Below are 20,576 nucleotides of genomic sequence, written 5' to 3'. Positions count from 1 at the left end.
GATCAGCCCGTACGGGGAGGTGTACGGGCGTCAGCCGCCCAGTTCCTGGTGGCGGGCGGCCAGCCGTTTCGCGCCCTCCGCCGTCAGGGAACCGTGGAGGCGCAGGCGGGCGATGCCGCCGTCCGGGAAGATGTCGATGCGGACGTGCGTGGCCGCAGGAGCCGGCGCGTCGAGGACGAAACGGTGCACCGCATCGGGCTGCAGCCGGGTGCGGGGCAGGAGCTCGGTCCAGGCGGGGGACGCGTGGTCCGCAGGGTCCGCTCCGGTGGCGGCGTCCAGGGCGTAAAGGGCCGCCCAGCCCGCGGCGTTGCCCTTGAGATATCCGGTGTCGATCTCCACAGCTCGGATCTCGGCCTGTTCGGTGAGCGAGTACCGCACCCAGTCGTTGCCCTTGTCGCGGCGGCGGCGGGTCTCCCAGCCGTCGTCCATCTTCCGCGAGCGCCCCGGCTGGATGGTGTTGGTCGGCGGCGAATAGAAGCGGTCGGAGGCGTCCTGCACCGCGCCGCCGTTCTCCAGGGCCACCAGGTCGAAGGTGCCGAGCGAGGCGAGCCACTCCGGGTCGGGCGCGACCTCGCCGTGGACGCGGAGCCGGGCGATGCCGCCGTCGGGGTGCTGTTTGACCCGCAGGTGCGTGAAGCGCTGCTCGAGGTCGACGACGAAGCCGTTCGCCGCATGGCCGCCGATGGCCGTACGGGGGACGATCTCGCTCCACCTCACGTCCGGGGCGAGCAGCTCCTCCGGGGAGGGGGAACCGGTGACCGCGGTCCCCTCGATGCTCACGGCCTGCGGGTAGTTGCCGCGGAAGTGGGCGGTGTCGACGATGATGCCGCGGATCGCGCCCGGGGCGCCGAGCCGCACGAGGGCCCAGTCGTGGTCCTCCTCGGTCGGGTGCGGCCGGTCGGCACCCGCACCGCGCCGCCGCCGCGTCTCCCAGCCGTCCATCACCTTGCCCTTGTGCCCGAAGTGCTCCGGGTCGAAGTGGGCGGGTTCGGGGATCAGCAGGTTCTCGCGCTCGGCGAAGAACTCGTCGTTCGCGGCGATGACACCCGCGCCCAGCCGGCGGTCTGCTAGGTCCGCGAGGTGGGTGAAGGGGAAATCCGCGGTCCGGTAGTCGGCGTACGGGTCGCCGCCGCCGTACGGGTTCGCGTCGCCGGTGAAACGGGCCACCTGGGCTGATCCAGGCTGTTCGGCGGTCATGCGTTTCGCTGCCTTTCCAGAAGTCGGCCGATGGGCTCGGTGGTGCTGCCGTGGTCCGCGATCCGTTGCCCGCGCAGCCAGGTGGACCGGACGACGCCGTGGAGCGTTCGCCCGGCGTAGGCAGTGACCGGGTTGCGGTGGTGCAGCGCGGCGGGGTCAACGGTGAAGGTCTCGTTGGGCGCGAGCACCGCGAAGTCCGCGTCGCGGCCCGGCTCGATGGCGCCCTTCTGTCGCAGTCCGGCCAGTTCCGCCGGTGCGGTGGACATCCAGTGCGCGACCTCCTCCAGGCCGCGCCCCCGTTTACGGGCCTCGGTCCAGATCGCCGGCAGGCCCAGCTGCAGGGAGGAGATGCCGCCCCAGGCCTGGGCGAAGTCGCCGGTGTCGAAGCGCTTCAGGTCGGGTGTGGACGGCGAGTGGTCGGAGACGATGCAGTCGATCGTCCCGTCGACCAGGCCCTGCCACAGCGCGTCCCGGTTGCCCGCCTCGCGGATGGGCGGACAGCACTTGAACTCGGTGGCGCCGTCGGGCACTTCCTCGGCGGTGAGCGCGAGGTAGTGCGGGCAGGTCTCGACCGTGAGCCGGACACCCTCGCGCCGCGCCCGGGCGATCACCGGCAGCGCGTCCGAGGAGGACAGATGGAGGATGTGGACCCGGGTGCCCAGCCGCTTGGCGAGGGCGATCAGCCCCTCGATCGCGGTGTTCTCCGCCGCCCGCGGCCGGGATGCGAGGAAGTCGGCGTAGCGAGGACCGCCGGTCTGCGGCGCGCCCTCGATGAGGTGCGGGTCCTCGGCGTGCACGATCAGAAGTCCGTCGAAGCTCGCGATCTCGCCCATCGCGGCCTCGAGTTCACCCGGGGTGAGCTGGGGGAACTCGTCCACGCCGGAGTGCAGCAGAAAGCACTTGAAGCCGAAGACGCCCGCGTCATGAAGGGGCTTGAGGTCCTGCAGATTGCCGGGCACGGCGCCGCCCCAGAAGCCGACGTCGATATGGGCCTTCCCCTGGGCCACGCTCCGCTTGACGTCGAGGTGCCGGGCGGTGGTGGTGGGCGGGATGCTGTTGAGCGGCATGTCGATGAGGGTGGTGACACCGCCGGCCGCGGCCGCGCGGGTGGCGGACGCGAAGCCCTCCCACTCGGTGCGACCGGGGTCGTTGACGTGCACATGGGTGTCGACGAGTCCGGGGAGCAGGACGTCGTCGGCCAGGTCCTCGAGCCGGGCACCTGCTGGCAGTGCGGCGTCGTATGGCAGCAGGGCGGCAATCCTGCCGTCGGCCACGGCGACGCTGGCGGCGCGCATCCCTTCGGGAGTGACGACGCGCGTCGAGCGCAGTACCAGTTCCACCTCGGACACCCAGGGTCCTCCTTGCCTTCCCCACGACGGCTCGCGATGCAAAGCTTCCACAAAGCGGAATTCAACGATCTGTTGAAGTGAGTCTTCACTCCGCGACTTCGTCCGTCAAGAGCGACTCGGCACGCCCCGCACCGCACCCTCCCGACGCGACCGGAGGCGTGCGCCCGTCGCCTCGGATCCGGCCTCGCAGCTTTGGGGGTTTCCACAAACTGAAAGCCTGATTCCGCAAAGAGGAATGGAGAGACGCCCTATTGCGTTGCCCGAGCGAACTGGGAACCCGCCAGGCCACCTCGGGCAAACAGCCCGTGACCGGCGGGAACGCACCGTCATGGCCGATGTGGAGCCCGCCGAACCCCGGTAAGCTGCCGTTTTGCCGGTCGTGCCGCGCCGCAGCCACGCGGTGGCCGGCTTCTCCTCCCCGAAAGGAACGCGACGTGCCGCCGTCCAGCGACAGCACCGCCGAAGCCGCCAAGCCCGCCACCACGGGCGGCGTGCAGTCTCTCGAGCGCGCCTTCGATCTGCTCGAGCGGATGGCCGACGCCGGCGGCGAGGTCGGGCTGAGCGAGCTCTCCGGCAGCAGCGGGCTCCCCCTGCCCACCATCCACCGGCTGATGCGCACCCTGGTGGCCTGTGGATACGTACGGCAGCAGTCCAACCGCCGCTACGCGCTCGGCCCGCGGCTGATCCGGCTCGGAGAGAGCGCCTCACGGCTGCTCGGCACGTGGGCGCGGCCCCACCTGGCGCGGCTGGTCGAGGAGACGGGCGAGACCGCGAACATGGCACTGCTCGACGGCGACGAGGTGGTGTACGTCGCGCAGGTGCCCTCGCGCCATTCGATGCGCATGTTCACCGAGGTCGGCAGGCGGGTGCTGCCGCACTCCACGGGTGTCGGCAAGGCGCTGCTGGCAGACGCCCCCGCCGGGGAGGTCCGGGCACTGCTGGCGCGGACGGGCATGCCGGCCGCGACGGAGAAGACCATCACCACACCGGACGCCTTTCTCGAGGCGTTGGAGCAGGTCCGTGCCGCGGGCTATGCGGTCGACGACAACGAGCAGGAGATGGGGGTGCGGTGCCTGGCCGTTCCCGTGCCGGACTCGCCGACGGCCGCCGCCATCTCGGTTTCGGGTCCGTCGGGGCGGGTGACGGAGGCGGCGACCGAAAAGATCGTGCCGCTCCTGCAGGAAGTGGCCGCGGAGCTGTCGGCCGCGCTCGCAAGTACGGGCAATGGGAACGGGAACGGAAACGGCGCCGGGGGCTCCACCCTCTGATCGCTGTCGGGTCCAACCCGGGCCTGACCGCCGTCGGGTCCAACCGGCATCGGGCGAAAGAGCCGGGGCGAGCGGTCCAGCGACCGGGGAGCCTCCTGCGGGCCGCCTCCCACCCGCCCCGGTGCCTCAGTCGCCGGAGCGAGGGCGCGGCACATCGCTGAGGCTGTCGATCACCTCGCGCATGTCGGCCAGGGCCGGTGCCAACGCGCTCACCGAGCCGAGCGCGCCCGCCACCAGCAGCAGCGAGCGCCGCAGCCGCTGCACCTCGGGCGCCCCATCACGCACCATCGCGTCCAGGGCCGCGAGTTCGTCCTCGGCCACGCCTCGGTCGGAGAGATCCGCCGGGTGCCCTGCGAGTTCGCGGCGCAGCCTGGAGACGGCTGCGCACAGCTGATCCACCCGCGGGTCCTCCGTCCGCGGATCCCGGCCATTCCCGGCCACTCGCCTGTGCTCCACTGCTACGGCGCCCTCCACTGCCACGGTGCCCGTCGGCGTCCCTCCCGCGGGCACTCTCCCCCTGCCGTCGGCCGGGGGATTCGCCCGGGGCACCCCCATCCGGGCCACTGGACCCATGGGGACGACCTCCCCCAGGGGGACTCCCACCGCTCGGTCGCTCCGCCTCACACTCACACCCCCTCATGCGCGCTCGGGCCGGCCTCACGGCGCGTTCCCACGACGCGAGAGGCGGTCGCGGATCAGTTAACGCCACTCTCCGCACCGAGCGCTACACAGAGGGCGAAAATTCAGCCCGGGAGGTTGAAGGGATTCGGCGGGTCCACGGGTGATCCGACGCGTCCCGCCGCCCGTACGTGCGCTATGCAAGAGCGCATGGCATCTGCACCCATGGAATCCGCGCCGTCGGCCTCGCCCGCCTCACCGGCCACACCCGGCGCACGGTCCGGCGCGACCGTCGCCGGGCTGCTGCTCGCCGCGGGGGGCGGCCGCAGGCTGGGGGGCCGCCCCAAGGCACTGCTCGACTTCCGGGGGCGGCCGCTGGTCGAACACGCCGCGGCCGTCCTGCGCGACGGTGGCTGCCACCCCCTGCACGTGGTGCTGGGCGCCTCGGCCGAGCTCGTACGGGCCCGGGCCGAACTCCCCGGCTGCGTCCTGGTCGTCAACCGCGACTGGGCAGAGGGCATGGGCTCGTCGCTGCGTGCCGGGCTGGCGTCCCTCGTCGGCACGGGGGCCCGAGCCGCCCTCGTCGGACTGGTGGACCAGCCCGGGGTCGGCGCGCGCGCGGTGGCGCGGGTGCTCGCGGCGTACGAGTCGCCGTCGAGCCTGGCCGCGGCGACGTACGGCGGGCGGCGCGGCCATCCCGTACTCCTCGGTGCCGAGCGGTGGCCGGAGGTGATGACGGACGCGGTCGGGGACCAGGGCGCGCGGACGTATCTCCGGCGCCACGAGCGAGAGATCGCGCTCGTCGACTGCTCGGACATCGCCGCCCCCGACGACATCGACACGCCAGAGGATCTGCGACTGCTCGGCCGGCCCTCTGGCTCCGGGGACCCGGATGCGTAGCGTGGATGGGGTGGCACTCCGAGCCACCTCAGGCGGCTACGAGCCCCAAAGAAAAATATCTCGATGTCAACAAACCTTGTACTTCCACCATGAGGAAACTATTCTCCACTGGTCAGAAGCGCCCTGAATCTCGGACGGCGCCCGCGACCGCATTTCTGAGCTGACGGCACTCCGTGCCGTCCAGCCGGCGACCCGCGGCCCTCCGGGCACCGCCCGCCGAACGGAGTGACCAACCCCATGTCCACACCAGCGTCGTCCACACCGGCCCTCGTCGACGCCGATCCCAGTCGAACACCGGCGCGGCAGGAGGAGGTTCTGACCGACGCGGCCCTCGACTTCGTCGCCGAGTTGCACCGCCGCTTCACCCCCCGCCGCGACGAGCTTCTCGCGCGCCGCGAGGAGCGCCGCACGGAGATCGCCCGGACCAGCACGCTGGACTTCCTCCCGGAGACCGCCCACATCCGCGACGGTGACTGGCAGGTCGCCCCGACGCCGGCCGCCCTCGAGGACCGGCGGGTGGAGATCACCGGCCCCACGGACCGCAAGATGACCATCAACGCGCTGAACTCGGGCGCGAAGGTCTGGCTCGCCGACTTCGAGGACGCCTCGTCTCCCACCTGGGAGAACGTGATCCTCGGGCAGCTCAATCTGATCGACGCCTACGAGCGTCGCATCGACTTCACCAGCCCGGAGGGCAAGGGGTACGCCCTGAAGCCCGCCGAGGAGCTGGCGACCGTCGTGATGCGGCCACGCGGCTGGCACCTGGACGAGCGGCACCTGCAGGTCGACGGCCGCGCCGTGCCAGGAGCCCTCGTCGACTTCGGCCTCTATTTCTTCCACAACGCCCGGCGCCTCATCGACCTGGGCAAGGGCCCGTACTTCTACCTCCCGAAGACGGAGTCGCACCTGGAGGCCCGCCTCTGGAACGACATCTTCGTCTTTGCGCAGGACCGTCTGGGCCTCCCGCAGGGGACCATCCGTGCCACCGTGCTGATCGAGACGATCACCGCCGCGTACGAGATGGAGGAGATCCTCTACGAGCTGCGCGACCACGCCGCCGGGCTCAACGCGGGCCGCTGGGACTATCTCTTCTCCATCGTCAAGAACTTCCGTGACGGCGGGCCCCGGTTCGTCCTGCCGGACCGCAACGCGGTCACGATGACCGCCCCGTTCATGCGCGCCTACACCGAACTCCTGGTGCGCACCTGCCACAAGCGCGGCGCGCACGCGATCGGCGGCATGGCGGCCTTCATCCCGTCGCGCAAGGACCCCGAGGTCAACCGGGTCGCCTTCGACAAGGTCAGGGCCGACAAGGACCGCGAGGCGAACGACGGGTTCGACGGCTCGTGGGTCGCGCACCCGGACCTGGTGCCGGTCGCCCGAGCCTCCTTCGACGCCGTGCTCGGCGAGCGGCCGAACCAGAAGGAGCGGCTGCGCGAGGACGTCCACGTCACGGCCGAGCAGCTGATCGACATCGCCTCACTGGATGCCAGGCCGACGTATGAGGGTCTGCGCAACGCCGTCTCGGTGGGCGTCCGTTACATCGAGGCCTGGCTGCGGGGCCTCGGCGCGGTCGCCATCTTCAACCTGATGGAGGACGCGGCGACCGCGGAGATCTCCCGTTCCCAGATCTGGCAGTGGATCAACGCCGGCGTGGTCTTCGAGAACGGCGAGAAGGCCACGCCGGAGCTGGTCCGCAAGGTCGCAGCCCAGGAACTGGCCGCGATCCGCGAGGAGATCGGCGCGAAGGCCTACGCGGCGGGCCGCTGGCAGCAGGCCCACGATCTGCTGCTCAAGGTCTCGCTCGACGAGGACTACGCCGACTTCCTCACCCTGCCGGCGTACGAGTTGCTGAGCTGATTCCGGCTCAAGTCCTTCTGGTTTTGGGGGCCACCTCCCTGGGGCCCCTCCCAGGGGCAGCTGGGGGAGTTAGCTGCGGGAGGGTGTACGACAGCCCTCCGGAGCTGATAGGAAAGCTTCCTATTGATTCCCCCCGGCACCCCCCATCCGGAGGACGCTTATGCGTACCCATGCCAAGGGCATAGCCAAGGGTCTGCGGCCCGCCACCCGCATCGTGCTCGGGCTGGCTCTGCTCGCCGTCCCGGCCACCGCCGTGGCCACCACCGTCGGTCCCGACGAGAAGAAGCCGGCCACGCACGCCCCGGCCGAACAGGCGGCTCCCGGGCTCGACGACCCGGCGAAGAAGGAAATCGCCATGAAGCTGGTGTCCAGCGCCGAGAACTCCTCGCTGGACTGGAAGGCGCAGTACAAGTACATCGAGGACATCGGTGACGGCCGCGGCTACACGGCGGGCATCATCGGCTTCTGTTCCGGCACCGGCGACATGCTCGACCTGGTCGAGCTCTACACCGAGCGCAAGCCGGACAACGTTCTCGCCACGTACCTGCCCGCGCTGCGGGAGGTGGACGGGAGCGACTCCCACGAGGGCCTCGACCCGAACTTCACCCAGGACTGGGAGAAGGCGGCACAGGACCCGGAGTTCACAAAGGCGCAGGACGACGAGCGCGACCGGGTCTACTTCAACCCGGCCGTCGAGCGGGCGAAGCAGGACGGTGTCGGGACGCTGGGACAGTTCGCGTACTACGACGCCATCGTCATGCACGGCGACGGCGGCGACCCGGCGAGCTTCGGCTCGATCCGCAAGAACGCAATGAGCAAGGCGAAGACGCCCGCTGAGGGCGGCGACGAGGTGACCTATCTGCACGCCTTCCTCGACGCCCGGGTGGAAGCGATGAAGATGGAGGAGGCCCACAGCGACACCAGCCGTGTCGACACGGCCCAGCGCGTCTTCCTCGACAAGGGCAACCTCAACCTGGACACGCCGTTGGACTGGAAGGTCTACGGCGACAGTTACCACATCGACTGATCGCCCTGCAGCGGGCGGCTGAGCCGCTCAGGTCGAAACACCGAAGCCGTGAGCAAGCGACCCGGCCGACCACGCCGGGTCGTTCACGGCCGGGACGTGGACGCGCCCATCCGGATCAGGTCGTCCGCTGCGTCGTTGACCGGCTGCGGCGTACCGGTGAGGTCCATGACGAAGAGCGGAACGTGGAGTTCGTCGGCGCGGGCGCGGGCGTCGCGCGCGTAGCCCGCAAGGGAGAAGAAGACACTGGTCGCCGAGGCCCCCAGGCCGTGCAGCCAGAGGCACTCGACGTCGCGCAGAGCGGAGGGCCGGGTGGTGGGGTCGACCTGAGCGACGACGCCGCGCCCGCGCAGGTCCACCTGCGATGTCATCCGGTCCTCAGCCAGGACCACGTCCTGGAAGCCGAGCCACTTCAGGTACTGCGCGGCCGCGGTGACCGCGTCCTGGCTCGTACGGATCGTCACCGGCCGGAACGGAGGGCGCAGCACCGCCGACGACTTCGCCTGCGTACGGGCGGGGGCCGAGGCGGAGGTGTCGGATCCGAAACCGCCCGTCCCCGTGGTGGTCAGACCCGGCGCGGGCACCGGGACGTCCTCGGACTGCGGCGCCACGGGCACGCGCAGCACGATGCCGCACGGGCAGCCGAGTTCCGGATACGGCCAGGAGGACTCCTGGGCACAGGACGGGCAGCGGAGCGCCACCCAGGCGTCGGCCCAGGTGTGGTGACGTAACGGCTCCGCCGGGCGGCCCTGGTCCACCGGCATGGTCAGCGGTGCACCGCAGGCACAGGGGAAGGTGAGCGGGGAGAAAGAGTGCTCACGGCGGCACCCCGGGCAGCGCACCGGCACGCTCTCTGCCATTTTCGGCTCCTGCACGGCTGTCGTGGAAGGGACGTCGGCACCATGCTCCACCAACCCCCTTTCCTGAGGGAAGGATTGGGCCAGCTGTTCGTATGAGGTGGTACCCGTCCGACGGCACGAGGCCGGCGTGAAGACGGAACTTTCGCGCCGCCGGACGGAATCGGTGGCGTCCGGGATGCCGTCAGCGCAGCGGTGCGATGGCGGTGGGCGCGTGACCCGGCTCGGTGGCGATCTCCTCGAACTCGTTCACCTTGTCGATGTCGGCGGCGGCCATCGAGATGTTGGTGACCCGCTCCAGGATCGCCTCGACGACGACCGGGACGCGGTACTCGGCGGCCAGCTTCTTGGCCTCCTCGAAGGCCGGCAGCAGCTGGTCGGGCTCGGTGACCCGGATGGCCTTGCAGCCCAGGCCCTCGGCCACCTTGACGTGGTCGACGCCGTAGACGCCCAGCTCCGGGGAGTTGATGTTCTCGAACTCCAGATTGACCTGGAAGTCGATGTCGAACATCCGCTGAGCCTGGCGGATCAGGCCCAGATACGAGTTGTTCACCAGCACGTGCACGTACGGGATCTTGTGCTGGGCGCCGACCGCGAGTTCCTCCAGCATGAACTGGAAGTCGTAGTCACCGGAGAGGGCGACGACGGAGGCCTCGGGGTCGGCGGTGGCGACACCCAGCGCGGCCGGGATGGTCCAGCCGAGCGGGCCGGCCTGGCCGCAGTTGATCCAGTGGCGCGGCTTGTAGACGTGCAGCATCTGCGCGCCGGCGATCTGGGAGAGGCCGATGGTGGTGACGTACCGGGTGTCCGGACCGAAGGCCCGGTTCATCTCCTCGTACACCCGCTGGGGTTTGATCGGCACGTTGTCGAAGTGGGTACGCCGCTGGAGCTGCGCCTTGCGCTCCTGGGCGGAGGCGGCCCATGCGCTGCGGTCCGGCAGCCCGCCCTCGGCCTTCAGCTCCTTCGCCACCTCGACGAACAGCTCCAGCGCGGCTTTGGCGTCCGAAGCGATGCCGTAGTCCGGGGCGAAGATCTTGCCGATCTGGGTGGGTTCGATGTCGACGTGGACGAACGTCCGGCCCTTCGTGTAGACCTCCAGGCTGCCGGTGTGGCGGTTGGCCCAGCGGTTGCCGATGCCCAGCACGAAGTCCGACTCGAGGAACGTGGCGTTGCCGTAGCGGTGCGAGGTCTGCAGACCGACCATGCCGGCGTTCAACTGGTGGTCGTCGGCGATGGTGCCCCAGCCCATCAGGGTCGGGATGACGGGGGTGCCGGTCAGTTCGGCGAACTCCACCAGCAGCTCGGAGGCGTCGGCGTTGATGATGCCGCCACCGGCGACGATCAACGGCCGCTCCGAGGCGTTCAGCATTGCGACGGCCTTCTCGATCTGAGCGCGGGTCGCGGACGGCTTGTAGACCGGCAGCGGCTGGTACGTCTCGGGGTCGAACTCGATCTCGGTGAGCTGGACGTCGAGCGGCAGGTCGATCAGGACCGGGCCGGGACGGCCGGAGCGCATCAGGTGGAAAGCCTGCTGGAAGACGCCGGGCACCTGAGCGGCCTCCAGGACCGTGGTCGCCGCCTTCGTGACGGGCGCCGCGATCGAGGCGATGTCGACGGCCTGGAAGTCCTCTTTGTGGATCCGGGCGGTGGGTGCCTGACCGGTGATGCACAGGATCGGGATCGAGTCGCCGATCGCGGAGTACAGGCCGGTGATCATGTCGGTGCCGGCCGGGCCCGACGTGCCGATGCACACACCGATGTTGCCCGGGTTGGTGCGGGTGTAGCCCTCGGCCATGTGCGACGCGCCCTCGACGTGGCGGGCGAGCGTGTGGTGGATCCCGCCACCGGCCTTGAGAGCCGCGTAGAAGGGGTTGATGGCTGCACCTGGCACGCCGAACGCGTTGGTCACGCCTTCGCGCTTGAGGATCTCAACTGCCGCGCGGGCGGCGGTCATACGAGGCATCGCGTACTCCCTGAGTGAGCAACAGAGTCGGGGCCCTCGCGCCAGGGGCTGGAGGGTGAGGGGGTTGACGTGCCGGGTCCGCGGCGGCGACGGCACTCGCCCATCCCAGCGGGGAGTGCTACCACCGCACTGGCATGCCGCCGCCGCGGGCCGGAACGGTGGCGACCGCGGTCAGGTATCGCGGTCGCCCCCGGCCCGTACCGACCGACCACCCCTCATCGGGCCGGTCGGTACGGGGGTGCGGGTCGCCGACCTTCCGCCACCTTTCGCGCGGCACGGTCGGCGCGCGCGGTTCAGTTGTCCCGCAGCTCGCGGACGGCGGCCTCGACGCGCTTGCCGTAGTCCGGGTCGGCGGCCTGGAAGTGAGCGAGGTTCCTCTCGATCACGTCGTCGCGGCTGACCTGCGACAGGCCGCCGGCGATGTTGGCCACCAGGCGCTGCTTCTCCTCCTCCGACATCAGCCGGTAGAGCTCGCCGGCCTGGAAGAAGTCGTCGTCCTTGGCGTGCTCCGGGGCTGCGTGGGTGCCGGTGTGGCCGGAGAGGGCGAACGGGGCGGCGAGTGCCTCGCCCGTCTGAACCGGACCGTCGTAGGAGTTCGGCTCATAGTTCTTGGCGTGGCGGCCCTGGGAGTTGGTGGCCATGAAGCCGTCGCGGCCGTAGTTGTCGGCGGTGCCCCTAGGAACGGCCTTCGGGGCGTTCACCGCGAGCTGGGTGTGGTTGACGCCCAGGCGGTAGCGGTGCGCGTCGGCGTAGGCGAACAGCCGGCCCTGGAGCATCTTGTCCGGGGACGGGCCGATGCCGGGCACGAAGTTGTTCGGCGAGAAGGCGGCCTGCTCGACCTCGGCGAAGACGTTGTCCGGGTTGCGGTCCAAGACCAGGCGGCCGACCCGCTGCAGCGGGTAGTCCGCGTGCGGCCACACCTTGGTGAGGTCGAACGGGTTGAAGCGGTAGTTCGGCGCCTCGGCGGCGGGCATGATCTGCACGTACAGGGTCCAGGAAGGGTTCACACCGCGCTCGATGGCCTGCAGCAGGTCGGTCTGGTGCGAGTTCGGGTCCTTGCCCGCGAGCTCGGCGGCCTGCTCGCTGGACAGGCACCGGATGCCCTGGTTGGTCTTGAAGTGGTACTTGACGAAGAAGGCCTCGCCCTCGGCGTTGGTCCACTGGTACGTGTGCGAGCCGTAGCCGTTCATGTGGCGGTACGAGGCGGGGATGCCGCGGTCGCCCATCAGCCAGGTGACCTGGTGGGTGGCCTCGGGGGCGTGCGCCCAGAAGTCCCAGACGTTGTCCGGCTCCTGCTTGCCGGTGAACGGGTCGCGCTTCTGCGAGTGGATGAAGTCGGGGAACTTCAGCGGGTCCTTGATGAAGAACACCGGCGTGTTGTTGCCGACGAGGTCGTAATTGCCCTCCTCGGTGTAGAACTTCACGGCGAAGCCGCGCGGGTCACGGACGGCGTCCGCGCCGCCGAGGTTGTCCGCCACGGTCGAGAAGCGGACGAAGAGCTCGGTGCGCTTGCCGACCGTGTTCAGGAAGTCGGCGCGGGTGTAGGCGGTGACGTCATCGGTCACCTCGAAGTAGCCGTACGCACCCGAGCCGCGGGCGTGCACCACACGCTCCGGGATGCGCTCCCGGTTGAAACGGGCGAGCTTCTCCAGCAGGTGCTGGTCCTGGAGGAGGAGCGGGCCGCCGACGCCGGCGGTGGCGGAGTTCTGGTTGTCGGCGACCGGGGCGCCGGACTCGGTCGTAAGCACGCGCTTCGACATGGTGACCTTTCGTATATCGTGGGTGGCGTCCCTGACCGGGACTCGGGTCCGCTGGACGGGTGGCCCGGACATCAACAGCACGCGTAGGCACGAGCCAGTGCCAAGTCCCGGCCCACCGGAGGCGGTTGCGTGAAGCCCGACTGGGGAACCGGGAGGGAATCGTCCTGCGGGGCGAGCATCGTCAAAGGACAGGTGTCGGCGCACCTCCCTCGCTGTCGCGGCCCGGTTCGCCGGGCTGCTCAGTGATTCCCAGAGGTCGGGCGGCAGCAGCGCCTTGGGCGCGACAGGACAGAGTCAGCGCCGCTGCCGCCCGGGTCAAGGGTGGGTTTGGCCTTCGGATCAACCCTCGGTGGAGTTGCCGGAGAGGCGCTCGACCGAGCGCAGCAGGGCGGAGTGGTCCAGGCCGCCGTCACCCTGGGCACGCAGGGAGGCGACGAGCTGCGCGACGACGGCCCCCACGGGCAGCGCCGCGCCGACGTTGCGAGCGGCGTCGGTGACGATGCCCATGTCCTTGTGGTGCAGATCGATGCGGAAGCCCGGCTTGAAGTCGCGCTTCAGGAAGTTGTCCTTCTTGCGGGTGAGGACCGTGGAGCCGGCCAGTCCGCCGTTCAGGACGTCGAGCGCGGCGGCGAGGTCCACACCGGACTTCTCCAGGAAGACCACGGCCTCGGCGCAGGCCTGGATGTTGACCGCGACGATCAGCTGGTTGGCGGCCTTTACCGTCTGGCCGGAGCCGTGCGGGCCGCACAGGACGATGGTCTTGCCGAGCGCCTCCAGGATCGGCTTGGCCCGGTCGAAGTCGGCCTGCGCGCCACCGACCATGATCGACAGCACGGCCTCGATGGCACCGGCCTCGCCGCCGGAGACCGGGGCGTCCAGGACCTTGATGCCCTTCTGGGCCGCCGCCGCTGCCAGGTCGACGGAGGTCTGCGGCGTGATCGAGGACATGTCGATCAGCAGCGTGCCGGGGCGGGCGTTCTCCAGGATGCCGTCCTCGCCGTAGGCGATCGCCTCGACGTGCGGAGAGGCCGGAACCATGGTGATGACGACATCGGCGTCCTTGACGGCCTCGGCGACGGAGGACGCCGCGGTGCCGCCGGCGGCCGCGAGGCGGTCGAGCTTCTCCTGCTCGAGGGTGTATCCGGTGACCGAGTAGCCGGCCTTGATCAGGTTCTCGGCCATGGGGGAGCCCATGATGCCGAGGCCGATCCAGGCGATCTTCGGAAGTGTGGTGGTGCTCATGGCGTCCTCTCGCTGAGGTGGTGCGTAGGTGGGGGGCGCCTTCAAGGCGCGAATTCCTGGGACGGCGCGGGGCGCCGCGTGCGCGTGCGTGCAGCGCTATGCGGCGCGGCTCTCGGCGGGGAGCCAGTCGAAGGCGCCCTGGGTGGAGGCCTTGTACTCGAGGCCGATCCAGCCGTCGTAGCCCGCCTTCTTCAGGCGGCCCAGCAGGTCGTCGAAGTCGAGATCGCCGGAGCCGGGGGCGCCGCGGCCGGGGTTGTCCGCGATCTGCACGTGCCCGGTCTTGCCGGTGTACCGGTCGATGACCTCGTGCAGGTCCTCGCCGTTCATCGACAGGTGGTACAGGTCCATCAGGAACTTCGCGTTGCCGAGGCCGGTGGCCGCGTTCACCTTGTCCACGACCTCAACCGCGGCGGGTGCGCTCACCAGCGGGTACAGCGGCGATTCGGGCTGGTTGAGCGCCTCGATCAACAGGACGGCGCCCACCCGGTCGGCCGCCCGGGCGGCCGACACCAGGTTCTCCAGCGCCAGGGAGTCCTGAACCTGCGGGTCCACGCCCTCGACGCGGTTGCCGTAGAGCGCGTTGAGGGCGGTGCAGCCCACGGACTGCGCGAAGTCGGCGGCGACGTCGATGTTCGCCCGGAAGCGGTCCGACTCCGCACCGGGCAGCGACAGTGCGCCACGGTCCGGGCCCGGGAGCTGTCCGGCGTAGAAGTTCAGGCCCACCAGCTGGGTGCCGGCGTCGTTCAGGGCGTCCCGCAGGGCGGCCAGCTCGGCCTGCTCGGGCGTGGGCAAGTCGATCCAGGGCCACCACAGCTCGACCGCCGTGAAGCCCGCCGCGGCCGCGGCCGCAGGGCGCTCCAGGAGCGGGAGCTCGGTGAAGAGGATCGAGAGGTTCACATCGAAGCGCTGGTCGCTGAGTCCCATGAGGGGTTGGCGCTCCTTCCGTATCGCGGAAGTTAGTTTCTGCTTAACGGAAGCCTGCATCCGAGCTGGGAGAGCTGTCAAGTGGGGATGTCGGATCTGTTGCGCGGAGCGCTAGGTTGAGGGGCGTGAGATTGAGGGTTGAGTTCACGACCGAGCCGTTCGACCTGGACGAGCCGCCGGTCCACGCCGTCGTCGCCCGGGAGGTCGTCCAGTCGGCCGAGCTGGACGCCGTGGATGTCGGCCCGTTCGGCAACACGGCGGAGGGTCCGGCCGGCGCCGTGCTGACCGCCGTGGACGAACTGCTGCGCAAGTCCCTGGAGGCGGGCGCCACGCGGGTGTCGCTTCAGGTGAATGTGGTCGGGGAGGGCGAGGCATGACCGGGCCCGCCGACCACCCGTTCATCGCGGCGGTCAAGCCGCTGGTCGACGCCATGGGGGGCGAGATGGTCGCTCCCGAGCACGCCGAAGGTGACGACGTCGTCCTGGCCTGGGAGGGCCGGGACCTGGTAGCCGTGCGGTTGCCCCATCTCTCCGACTCGCTCGATCACATCCTCGCCGACCTGGAGCGCCGCCACGGCGTACCGCTCTCCGAGCTGGACCGGAAGACGAAGCAGTCGGTCGTCCGGATACTGGAGGCGCGTGGCGCCTTCTCCGTACGGCACGGCGTGGAGACGGTCGCCTCCGCCTTGGGGGTCAGCCGCTTCACCGTCTACAACTACCTGAACAGGGAAAACGCGGCGAAGGGCGGCTAGCTGCGACGAGCGGATCCGCAAGGGCCGTCGTCCGGGGTCGCCGGATGACGGCCCTCATCATGTCGTGGGCTTCAACAGTTTGGCAGATGATTTCAACAAAGTGTTGACGAGGTGTTGATGAAGGGCGTTAGCTAGGTCGCAGCCCGTTCAGCACCAGGCCACGGAGGCTTTCCCGTGACGTCGAGTCCAGAGCGCTTGTCGGGACCCCCGGCGGGCCTCGCCCGGTTCAACACCTCAGAGGACGGCGCGGCCGGCGCCGCGCTGCACGAGGTGTGCTCCAGCGCGGCCTGGGGGAGCAAACTGCTCGCCCAGCGCCCGTACGCCACGACCGACGCCCTGCTCGCCGCGAGCGACGCCGCCATGGCCGAGCTCACCGCGGCGGACCTGGCCGAGGCCATGGCGGGGCACCCGCCGATCGGACGGCCGAAGCCCGGCGACCCGACCTCCTCCCGCGAGCAGGCGGGGATGGCCGGCGCCTCCGCGGAGCTGAAGGCCGAGCTGCTCGAGCTCAACCTGGCCTACCAGGAGAAGTTCGGGCACGTCTTCCTGATCTGCGCCACCGGCCGGACCGGTGAGCAGATGCGCGACGCGGTCCGGGCCCGGATCGGGAACTCGCCCGAACAGGAGCGGGAGATCGTCCGCACCGAGCTGGGCAAGATCAACCGCATCCGGCTGACGCGCCTCGTCGAGGAAGAAGGAGTCTGAAGGTCGTGAGTGAGCGAAGTGAGCGAACACATCGCGACGTGCGCATCGTGCGACGCCACCCCGAGCGCAGCGAGGGGTTGGCATGAGCACCGAGACCGCGGCTTCGCCGAGGAGTTCCGTGTCCACTCACATCCTGGACACCAGCATCGGCCGCCCCGCCGAGTCCATCGCGGTGCAGCTGTCCGCGCGCAGCGGCAGTGCGGGCGAGTGGACCGTGCTGGGAGCCTCCGCGACCGACGCGGACGGGCGCTGCAAGGATCTTCCGGCACCGCCGGAGGGCACCACCCACGTACGCCTGGACTTCGAGACCGAGGCGTACTTCGCCAAGAAGCAAGCCGAGGAACAGCAGGACGCCCCCCGCGTAAGGGACAGCGGAGCCTTCTTCCCGGAGGTGGCGATCACGTTCGCCGTCCAGCCGGGTGAGCACTATCACGTGCCGCTGCTGCTCAACCCGTTCGGCTACTCCGTATACCGAGGGAGCTAGCACCGACATGCCCACGATTCTCGGCCAGAATCAGTACGGGAAAGCGGAAAACCGCGTCGTCAAGATCACGCGGGACGGCGACACCCACCACATCAAGGACCTCAACGTCTCCGTCGCCCTCTCCGGCGACATGGACGAGGTCCACTACTCGGGCAGCAACGCCAACGTGCTGCCGACCGACACGACCAAGAACACCGTCTACGCCTTCGCCAAGGAGTACGGGATCGAGTCGGCCGAACAGTTCGGCATCCACCTGGCCCGCCACTTCGTGACCAGCCAGGAGCCGATCCACGTGGCGCGCATCCGCATCGAGGAGTACGCCTGGGAGCGGATCGCGACCTCCGACAGCAACTCCAAGTTCATCGGCGCCGACGAGGTCAAGCACTCCTTCGTCCGCAAGGGCCAGGAGATCCGCACCGCCCAGATCACCTTCGACGGCGAGTCGTGGCAGGTCATCTCGGGTCTCAAGGACCTCACGGTGATGAACTCCACCAACTCCGAGTTCTGGGGCTACGTCAAGGACAAGTACACGACCCTGCAGGAGGCGTACGACCGCATCCTCGCGACTCAGGTGTCCGGGACGTGGCGGTACAACTGGACCAGCGACGAGCAGCGGATGCCGAACTGGGAGAGGTCCTACGCGCAGGCCCGCAAGCACATGCTCGAGGCCTTCGCCGAGACGTACTCCCTCTCGCTGCAGCAGACCCTGTACCAGATGGGTTCGCGGATCATCAACAGCCGCTCGGAGATCGACGAGGTCCGCTTCTCGCTCCCGAACAAGCACCACTTCCTCGTCGACCTGGAGCCGTTCGGCCTGAAGAACGAGAACGAGGTGTATTTCGCTGCCGATCGCCCGTACGGCCTCATCGAGGCCACCGTGCTACGCGACGGCGTCGAGCCGCAGATCCCGGTGGACCTGACCAACCTCTGACCCTGGGGGTACCCCCGGCGTTAGCTGGGGGAGCCCCGACGCGCGCGCCGGCGTCGGTTCCCGGGAGTGACGGACGACGGACTCCCGGGGACCTCAGGGGAGAGCGGGGGCATCTGCGCACCACCGGCGCCCGGCGGCCGCGACCACGCGGAAGCGGAGCGCACCACGGGTCCGGTCGTCACCCCGCTCGACCCCCGGGCCCGTCCATCGCTAAGGGAAGATACGAGGAACCACCATGGCAGCACCGCGCATCGTGATCGAGAACTGCGCAATCGCCACCGTGGACGGACACGACACCGAGTACGCCTCGGGCCATGTTGTCGTCGCCGGCAACCGCATCGAGTCGGTGGGCGCGGGCAAGGCGCCCGAGAACCTGGAGCAGGTGGTCCGGCGGGTCGACGGCACCGGCCACCTGGCCACACCCGGTCTGATCAACACCCATCACCACTTCTACCAGTGGATCACCCGGGGCCTCGCCCAGGACGCCAACCTCTTCGACTGGCTGGTCACGCTCTACCCGGTCTGGGCCCGCATCGACGAACCGATGGTGTACGCGGCGGCCCAGGGCTCCCTGGCGATGATGGTCCGCGGTGGCGTGACCACCGCCATGGACCATCACTACGTCTTCCCCCGGGGCGCCGGGGATCTGCTCGGCGCGGAGATTCGCGCCGCGCAGGAGATCGGCGTCCGCTTCACCGCCACCCGTGGCTCGATGGACCGCGGCAGGTCGGACGGCGGCCTGCCGCCGGACTTCGCCGTCGAGACCACCGAGGCCGCGCTGATCGCCACCGAAGCGGCGATCGACACGTACCACGACCCGTCCTTCGACTCGATGCTGCACATCGCGGCCGCCCCCTGCTCGCCGTTCTCCGTCTCCACCGAACTGCTGCGCGAGGCCGCCGTGCTGGCTCGCCGCAAGGGCGTACGGCTGCACACCCACGGCTCGGAGACCGTGGAGGAGGAGAAGTTCTGCCACGAGCTCTTCGGCATGGGCCCGACCGACTATTTCGAGTCGACCGGATGGCTCGGCGAGGACGTGTGGATGGCGCACTGCGTCCACATGAACGACTCCGACATCGCCGCCTTCGCCCGCACCGGCACCGGCGTCGCCCACTGCCCGTCCTCCAACGCCCGGCTGGCGGCCGGCATCGCCCGCGTCCCCGACATGCTCGCCGCCGGTGTCCCGGTCGGCCTCGGCGTGGACGGCACGGCTTCCAACGAGTCCGGCGAACTGCACACCGAGCTGCGCAACGCCCTGTTGATCAACCGCCTCGGCGCCCATCGCGAGAAGGCCCTGAACGCCCGTCAGGCCCTGCGCCTGGGGACGTACGGCGGCGCCCGCGTCCTCGGCCGTCAGGACCAGATCGGCTCGCTCGAGCCGGGCAAGCTCGCCGACCTCGTGCTCTGGAAGCTCGACGGCATCGGCCACTCCTCGATCGCCGACCCCGTCGCGGCCCTGGTTTTCGGGGCGGCCGCCCCGGTGGCCCTGTCGCTGATCAACGGCAAGCCGGTGGTCGAGGACAACCGCCTCACCACCGTCGACGAGGACGCCATCGCCCGCGGTACGCGGCACGAGGCACAGCGGCTGGCGCGCATCGTCGCCGCGGACTGACGTTCGCCGGCCCGACGGAGGAACCCCTCCGTATCAGCACCCGGCCGGGAGGGACGGCTCCCGGCCGGGAGGCTACGGACCCGAGCGGGGCCCGTAGCCGCCGTTCTCGGGGGGCGCGGTCCCATACCGCGTCCCCCGGGACGGTGACCCCCGCCTGGTCCCACCGGATCTCCGCCGCGCCCGGCCCGACCGTCCACTCCACGAGGAGGGGTGCGAAGCCCGCGCATCGGGGTCAGGCTGGATGGAGAGACCCCCGGGGCCGTCGGCACCGCGGAGCGGCGTCCGTCGCCCGGACACGCAGGTCATGTCGACGGAGGGACCACCATGCTCAGCACCCACTACGTGCCCGGTGCGCCCAACTGGGTCGACCTCGGTACCCCCGATATGGACCGGGTCACCGCGTTCTACGGCGCGCTGTTCGGCTGGCAGGCCGAGTCGGCCGGCCCCGAGTCGGGCGGTTATGTGCTGCTCCGGCTGGGCGGCAAGGCGGCGGCCGGTCTCGCACCGCTCACCGAGGAAGGCGCCCAGACGGCCTGGACGGTGTTCTTCCACACCACCGACGCCGACGCCACGGCGAAGGCGGTCGAGCAGGCGGGCGGTACGGTCCGCGGCGGGCCGATGGACATCCTCGACCAGGGACGGACAGCCGGTTTCACCGACCCCGCCGGCGCACGGTTCGCCGTATGGCAGCCGCGCGAGCATCAGGGGCTGCATGTGGTCAACGACCCGGGCAGCCTGTGCTGGGCGGAGCTGCACACGCCCGAGCCGGACGGCGCCCGCGACTTCTACGGCTCGGTCTTCGACTGGCAGGCCCAGGACATGCCGTTCGCCGGGACCACGTACACCGTGCTCACCCCGGCCGACGGCAGCGAGAAGTCCTCGTTCGGCGGGATCATGCCGCAGGCGCCGCCGGCCGGGGTACGGGCCCACTGGCTGCCGTACTTCGAGGTGGCGGACTGCGACGCGACGGTCGTCAAGGCCGAGCAACTGGGCGGCTCGATCGCCGTGCACCCCGTGGAGGCCCCCGACGTGGGCCGCTTCGCCAGGCTGTCCGACCCGTGCGGCGCGGACTTCGCGGTGATCACCAGCGCGCCGTCCTCCTGAGCACTCGCCCGCCCCGACCGGTCGCGC

Annotated in this window: 19 protein-coding genes; 11 read left to right on the top strand and 8 right to left on the bottom strand. The window is 70.1% G+C overall.

Annotation, left to right across the window (positions count from 1 at the left end; all coding sequences use genetic code 11):
- Positions 1-30 precede the first annotated feature (30 nt).
- A complete protein-coding gene (alc, locus tag ACTWQI_RS14350) occupies positions 31-1,197 on the bottom strand; it encodes an allantoicase (RefSeq protein ID WP_443270468.1) in 1,167 nt (388 codons plus the stop codon).
- Entirely contained in the window at positions 1,194-2,546 is a 1,353-nt protein-coding gene (allB, locus tag ACTWQI_RS14345) for an allantoinase AllB (protein ID WP_443270467.1), read from the bottom strand. The genes alc and allB overlap by 4 nt, the downstream gene beginning before the upstream one ends.
- A gap of 434 nt (positions 2,547-2,980) precedes the next feature.
- Between allB and ACTWQI_RS14340 the strand changes: the two genes are divergently transcribed.
- On the top strand, positions 2,981-3,814 hold the full coding sequence (locus tag ACTWQI_RS14340; RefSeq protein WP_443270465.1) for an IclR family transcriptional regulator: 834 nt from the start codon (positions 2,981-2,983) through the stop codon (positions 3,812-3,814).
- Positions 3,815-3,940: 126 nt separating this feature from the next.
- Here the strand turns inward: ACTWQI_RS14340 and ACTWQI_RS14335 are convergent, their stop codons facing one another.
- Positions 3,941-4,270: a DUF5955 family protein gene (locus ACTWQI_RS14335; RefSeq protein WP_443270464.1), complete on the bottom strand. Its 330-nt coding sequence runs from the start codon at positions 4,268-4,270 to the stop codon at positions 3,941-3,943.
- Between the two features lie 387 nt (positions 4,271-4,657).
- On the opposite strand from ACTWQI_RS14335, the gene ACTWQI_RS14330 reads away from it, so the two are divergent.
- The 3 genes from ACTWQI_RS14330 (at position 4,658) to ACTWQI_RS14320 (ending at position 8,219) form a co-directional block, all read left to right on the top strand.
- Complete coding sequence (locus ACTWQI_RS14330; RefSeq protein ID WP_443270727.1) at positions 4,658-5,332, top strand: nucleotidyltransferase family protein; 675 nt, start codon at positions 4,658-4,660, stop codon at positions 5,330-5,332.
- A 237-nt stretch (positions 5,333-5,569) separates the two neighbouring features.
- Entirely contained in the window at positions 5,570-7,192 is a 1,623-nt protein-coding gene (aceB, locus tag ACTWQI_RS14325; RefSeq protein ID WP_443270462.1) for a malate synthase A, read from the top strand.
- Positions 7,193-7,352: 160 nt separating this feature from the next.
- On the top strand, positions 7,353-8,219 hold the full coding sequence (locus tag ACTWQI_RS14320) for a chitosanase (protein ID WP_443270460.1): 867 nt from the start codon (positions 7,353-7,355) through the stop codon (positions 8,217-8,219).
- A gap of 83 nt (positions 8,220-8,302) precedes the next feature.
- Here ACTWQI_RS14320 and ACTWQI_RS14315 read toward each other — a convergent pair whose 3' ends face one another.
- From ACTWQI_RS14315 to ACTWQI_RS14295, 5 genes are all read right to left on the bottom strand, one after another.
- Entirely contained in the window at positions 8,303-9,076 is a 774-nt protein-coding gene (locus ACTWQI_RS14315) for a hypothetical protein (RefSeq protein WP_443270458.1), read from the bottom strand.
- Positions 9,077-9,257: 181 nt separating this feature from the next.
- A complete protein-coding gene (gcl, locus tag ACTWQI_RS14310) occupies positions 9,258-11,036 on the bottom strand; it encodes a glyoxylate carboligase (RefSeq protein WP_443270457.1) in 1,779 nt (592 codons plus the stop codon).
- A gap of 293 nt (positions 11,037-11,329) precedes the next feature.
- A complete protein-coding gene (locus tag ACTWQI_RS14305) occupies positions 11,330-12,796 on the bottom strand; it encodes a catalase (RefSeq protein ID WP_443270456.1) in 1,467 nt (488 codons plus the stop codon).
- Positions 12,797-13,135: 339 nt separating this feature from the next.
- Positions 13,136-14,038, bottom strand: coding sequence for a 2-hydroxy-3-oxopropionate reductase (locus tag ACTWQI_RS14300; protein WP_443270455.1), 903 nt, complete (start codon positions 14,036-14,038; stop codon positions 13,136-13,138).
- A gap of 96 nt (positions 14,039-14,134) precedes the next feature.
- Complete coding sequence (locus ACTWQI_RS14295) at positions 14,135-14,962, bottom strand: TIM barrel protein (RefSeq protein ID WP_443270454.1); 828 nt, start codon at positions 14,960-14,962, stop codon at positions 14,135-14,137.
- Between the two features lie 125 nt (positions 14,963-15,087).
- Here ACTWQI_RS14295 and ACTWQI_RS14290 point away from each other — a divergent pair, with 125 nt between their 5' ends.
- From ACTWQI_RS14290 to ACTWQI_RS14260, 7 genes are all read left to right on the top strand, one after another.
- Positions 15,088-15,339: a hypothetical protein gene (locus tag ACTWQI_RS14290; RefSeq protein WP_443270452.1), complete on the top strand. Its 252-nt coding sequence runs from the start codon at positions 15,088-15,090 to the stop codon at positions 15,337-15,339.
- On the top strand, positions 15,336-15,713 hold the full coding sequence (locus tag ACTWQI_RS14285; protein ID WP_443270451.1) for a helix-turn-helix domain-containing protein: 378 nt from the start codon (positions 15,336-15,338) through the stop codon (positions 15,711-15,713). Before ACTWQI_RS14290 ends, ACTWQI_RS14285 begins: the two co-directional genes overlap by 4 nt.
- A gap of 174 nt (positions 15,714-15,887) precedes the next feature.
- Positions 15,888-16,418, top strand: a complete 531-nt coding sequence (gene uraD, locus ACTWQI_RS14280; RefSeq protein WP_443270449.1) for a 2-oxo-4-hydroxy-4-carboxy-5-ureidoimidazoline decarboxylase — start codon at positions 15,888-15,890, stop codon at positions 16,416-16,418.
- Positions 16,419-16,500: 82 nt separating this feature from the next.
- A complete protein-coding gene (uraH, locus tag ACTWQI_RS14275; RefSeq protein WP_443270447.1) occupies positions 16,501-16,902 on the top strand; it encodes a hydroxyisourate hydrolase in 402 nt (133 codons plus the stop codon).
- Positions 16,903-16,909: 7 nt separating this feature from the next.
- Entirely contained in the window at positions 16,910-17,833 is a 924-nt protein-coding gene (pucL, locus tag ACTWQI_RS14270; RefSeq protein ID WP_443270446.1) for a factor-independent urate hydroxylase, read from the top strand.
- 235 nt (positions 17,834-18,068) lie between these two features.
- Complete coding sequence (locus ACTWQI_RS14265; RefSeq protein ID WP_443270444.1) at positions 18,069-19,445, top strand: 8-oxoguanine deaminase; 1,377 nt, start codon at positions 18,069-18,071, stop codon at positions 19,443-19,445.
- A gap of 324 nt (positions 19,446-19,769) precedes the next feature.
- Positions 19,770-20,549, top strand: coding sequence for a VOC family protein (locus ACTWQI_RS14260; protein ID WP_443270443.1), 780 nt, complete (start codon positions 19,770-19,772; stop codon positions 20,547-20,549).
- Positions 20,550-20,576 lie beyond the last annotated feature (27 nt).

The sequence above is a fragment of the Streptomyces sp. KR80 genome, from assembly GCF_052245555.1.
Lineage (GTDB): Bacteria > Actinomycetota > Actinomycetes > Streptomycetales > Streptomycetaceae > Streptomyces.
Note: the sequence above shows the minus strand (reverse complement) of the source record. Positions and strands in the feature narration are given on the sequence as shown.

Coding starts and splice junctions, on each gene's coding strand:
- ACTWQI_RS14295 (WP_443270454.1), bottom strand. CDS start 14,962: ATGGGACTCAGCGACCAGCGCTTCGATGTGAACCTCTCGATCCTCTTC.
- ACTWQI_RS14305 (WP_443270456.1), bottom strand. CDS start 12,796: ATGTCGAAGCGCGTGCTTACGACCGAGTCCGGCGCCCCGGTCGCCGAC.
- ACTWQI_RS14320 (WP_443270460.1), top strand. CDS start 7,353: ATGCGTACCCATGCCAAGGGCATAGCCAAGGGTCTGCGGCCCGCCACC.
- ACTWQI_RS14300 (WP_443270455.1), bottom strand. CDS start 14,038: ATGAGCACCACCACACTTCCGAAGATCGCCTGGATCGGCCTCGGCATC.
- ACTWQI_RS14265 (WP_443270444.1), top strand. CDS start 18,069: ATGGCAGCACCGCGCATCGTGATCGAGAACTGCGCAATCGCCACCGTG.
- aceB (WP_443270462.1), top strand. CDS start 5,570: ATGTCCACACCAGCGTCGTCCACACCGGCCCTCGTCGACGCCGATCCC.
- alc (WP_443270468.1), bottom strand. CDS start 1,197: ATGACCGCCGAACAGCCTGGATCAGCCCAGGTGGCCCGTTTCACCGGC.
- uraH (WP_443270447.1), top strand. CDS start 16,501: ATGAGCACCGAGACCGCGGCTTCGCCGAGGAGTTCCGTGTCCACTCAC.
- ACTWQI_RS14285 (WP_443270451.1), top strand. CDS start 15,336: ATGACCGGGCCCGCCGACCACCCGTTCATCGCGGCGGTCAAGCCGCTG.
- gcl (WP_443270457.1), bottom strand. CDS start 11,036: ATGCCTCGTATGACCGCCGCCCGCGCGGCAGTTGAGATCCTCAAGCGC.
- ACTWQI_RS14315 (WP_443270458.1), bottom strand. CDS start 9,076: ATGGCAGAGAGCGTGCCGGTGCGCTGCCCGGGGTGCCGCCGTGAGCAC.
- pucL (WP_443270446.1), top strand. CDS start 16,910: ATGCCCACGATTCTCGGCCAGAATCAGTACGGGAAAGCGGAAAACCGC.
- ACTWQI_RS14330 (WP_443270727.1), top strand. CDS start 4,658: ATGGAATCCGCGCCGTCGGCCTCGCCCGCCTCACCGGCCACACCCGGC.
- ACTWQI_RS14260 (WP_443270443.1), top strand. CDS start 19,770: ATGCTCAGCACCCACTACGTGCCCGGTGCGCCCAACTGGGTCGACCTC.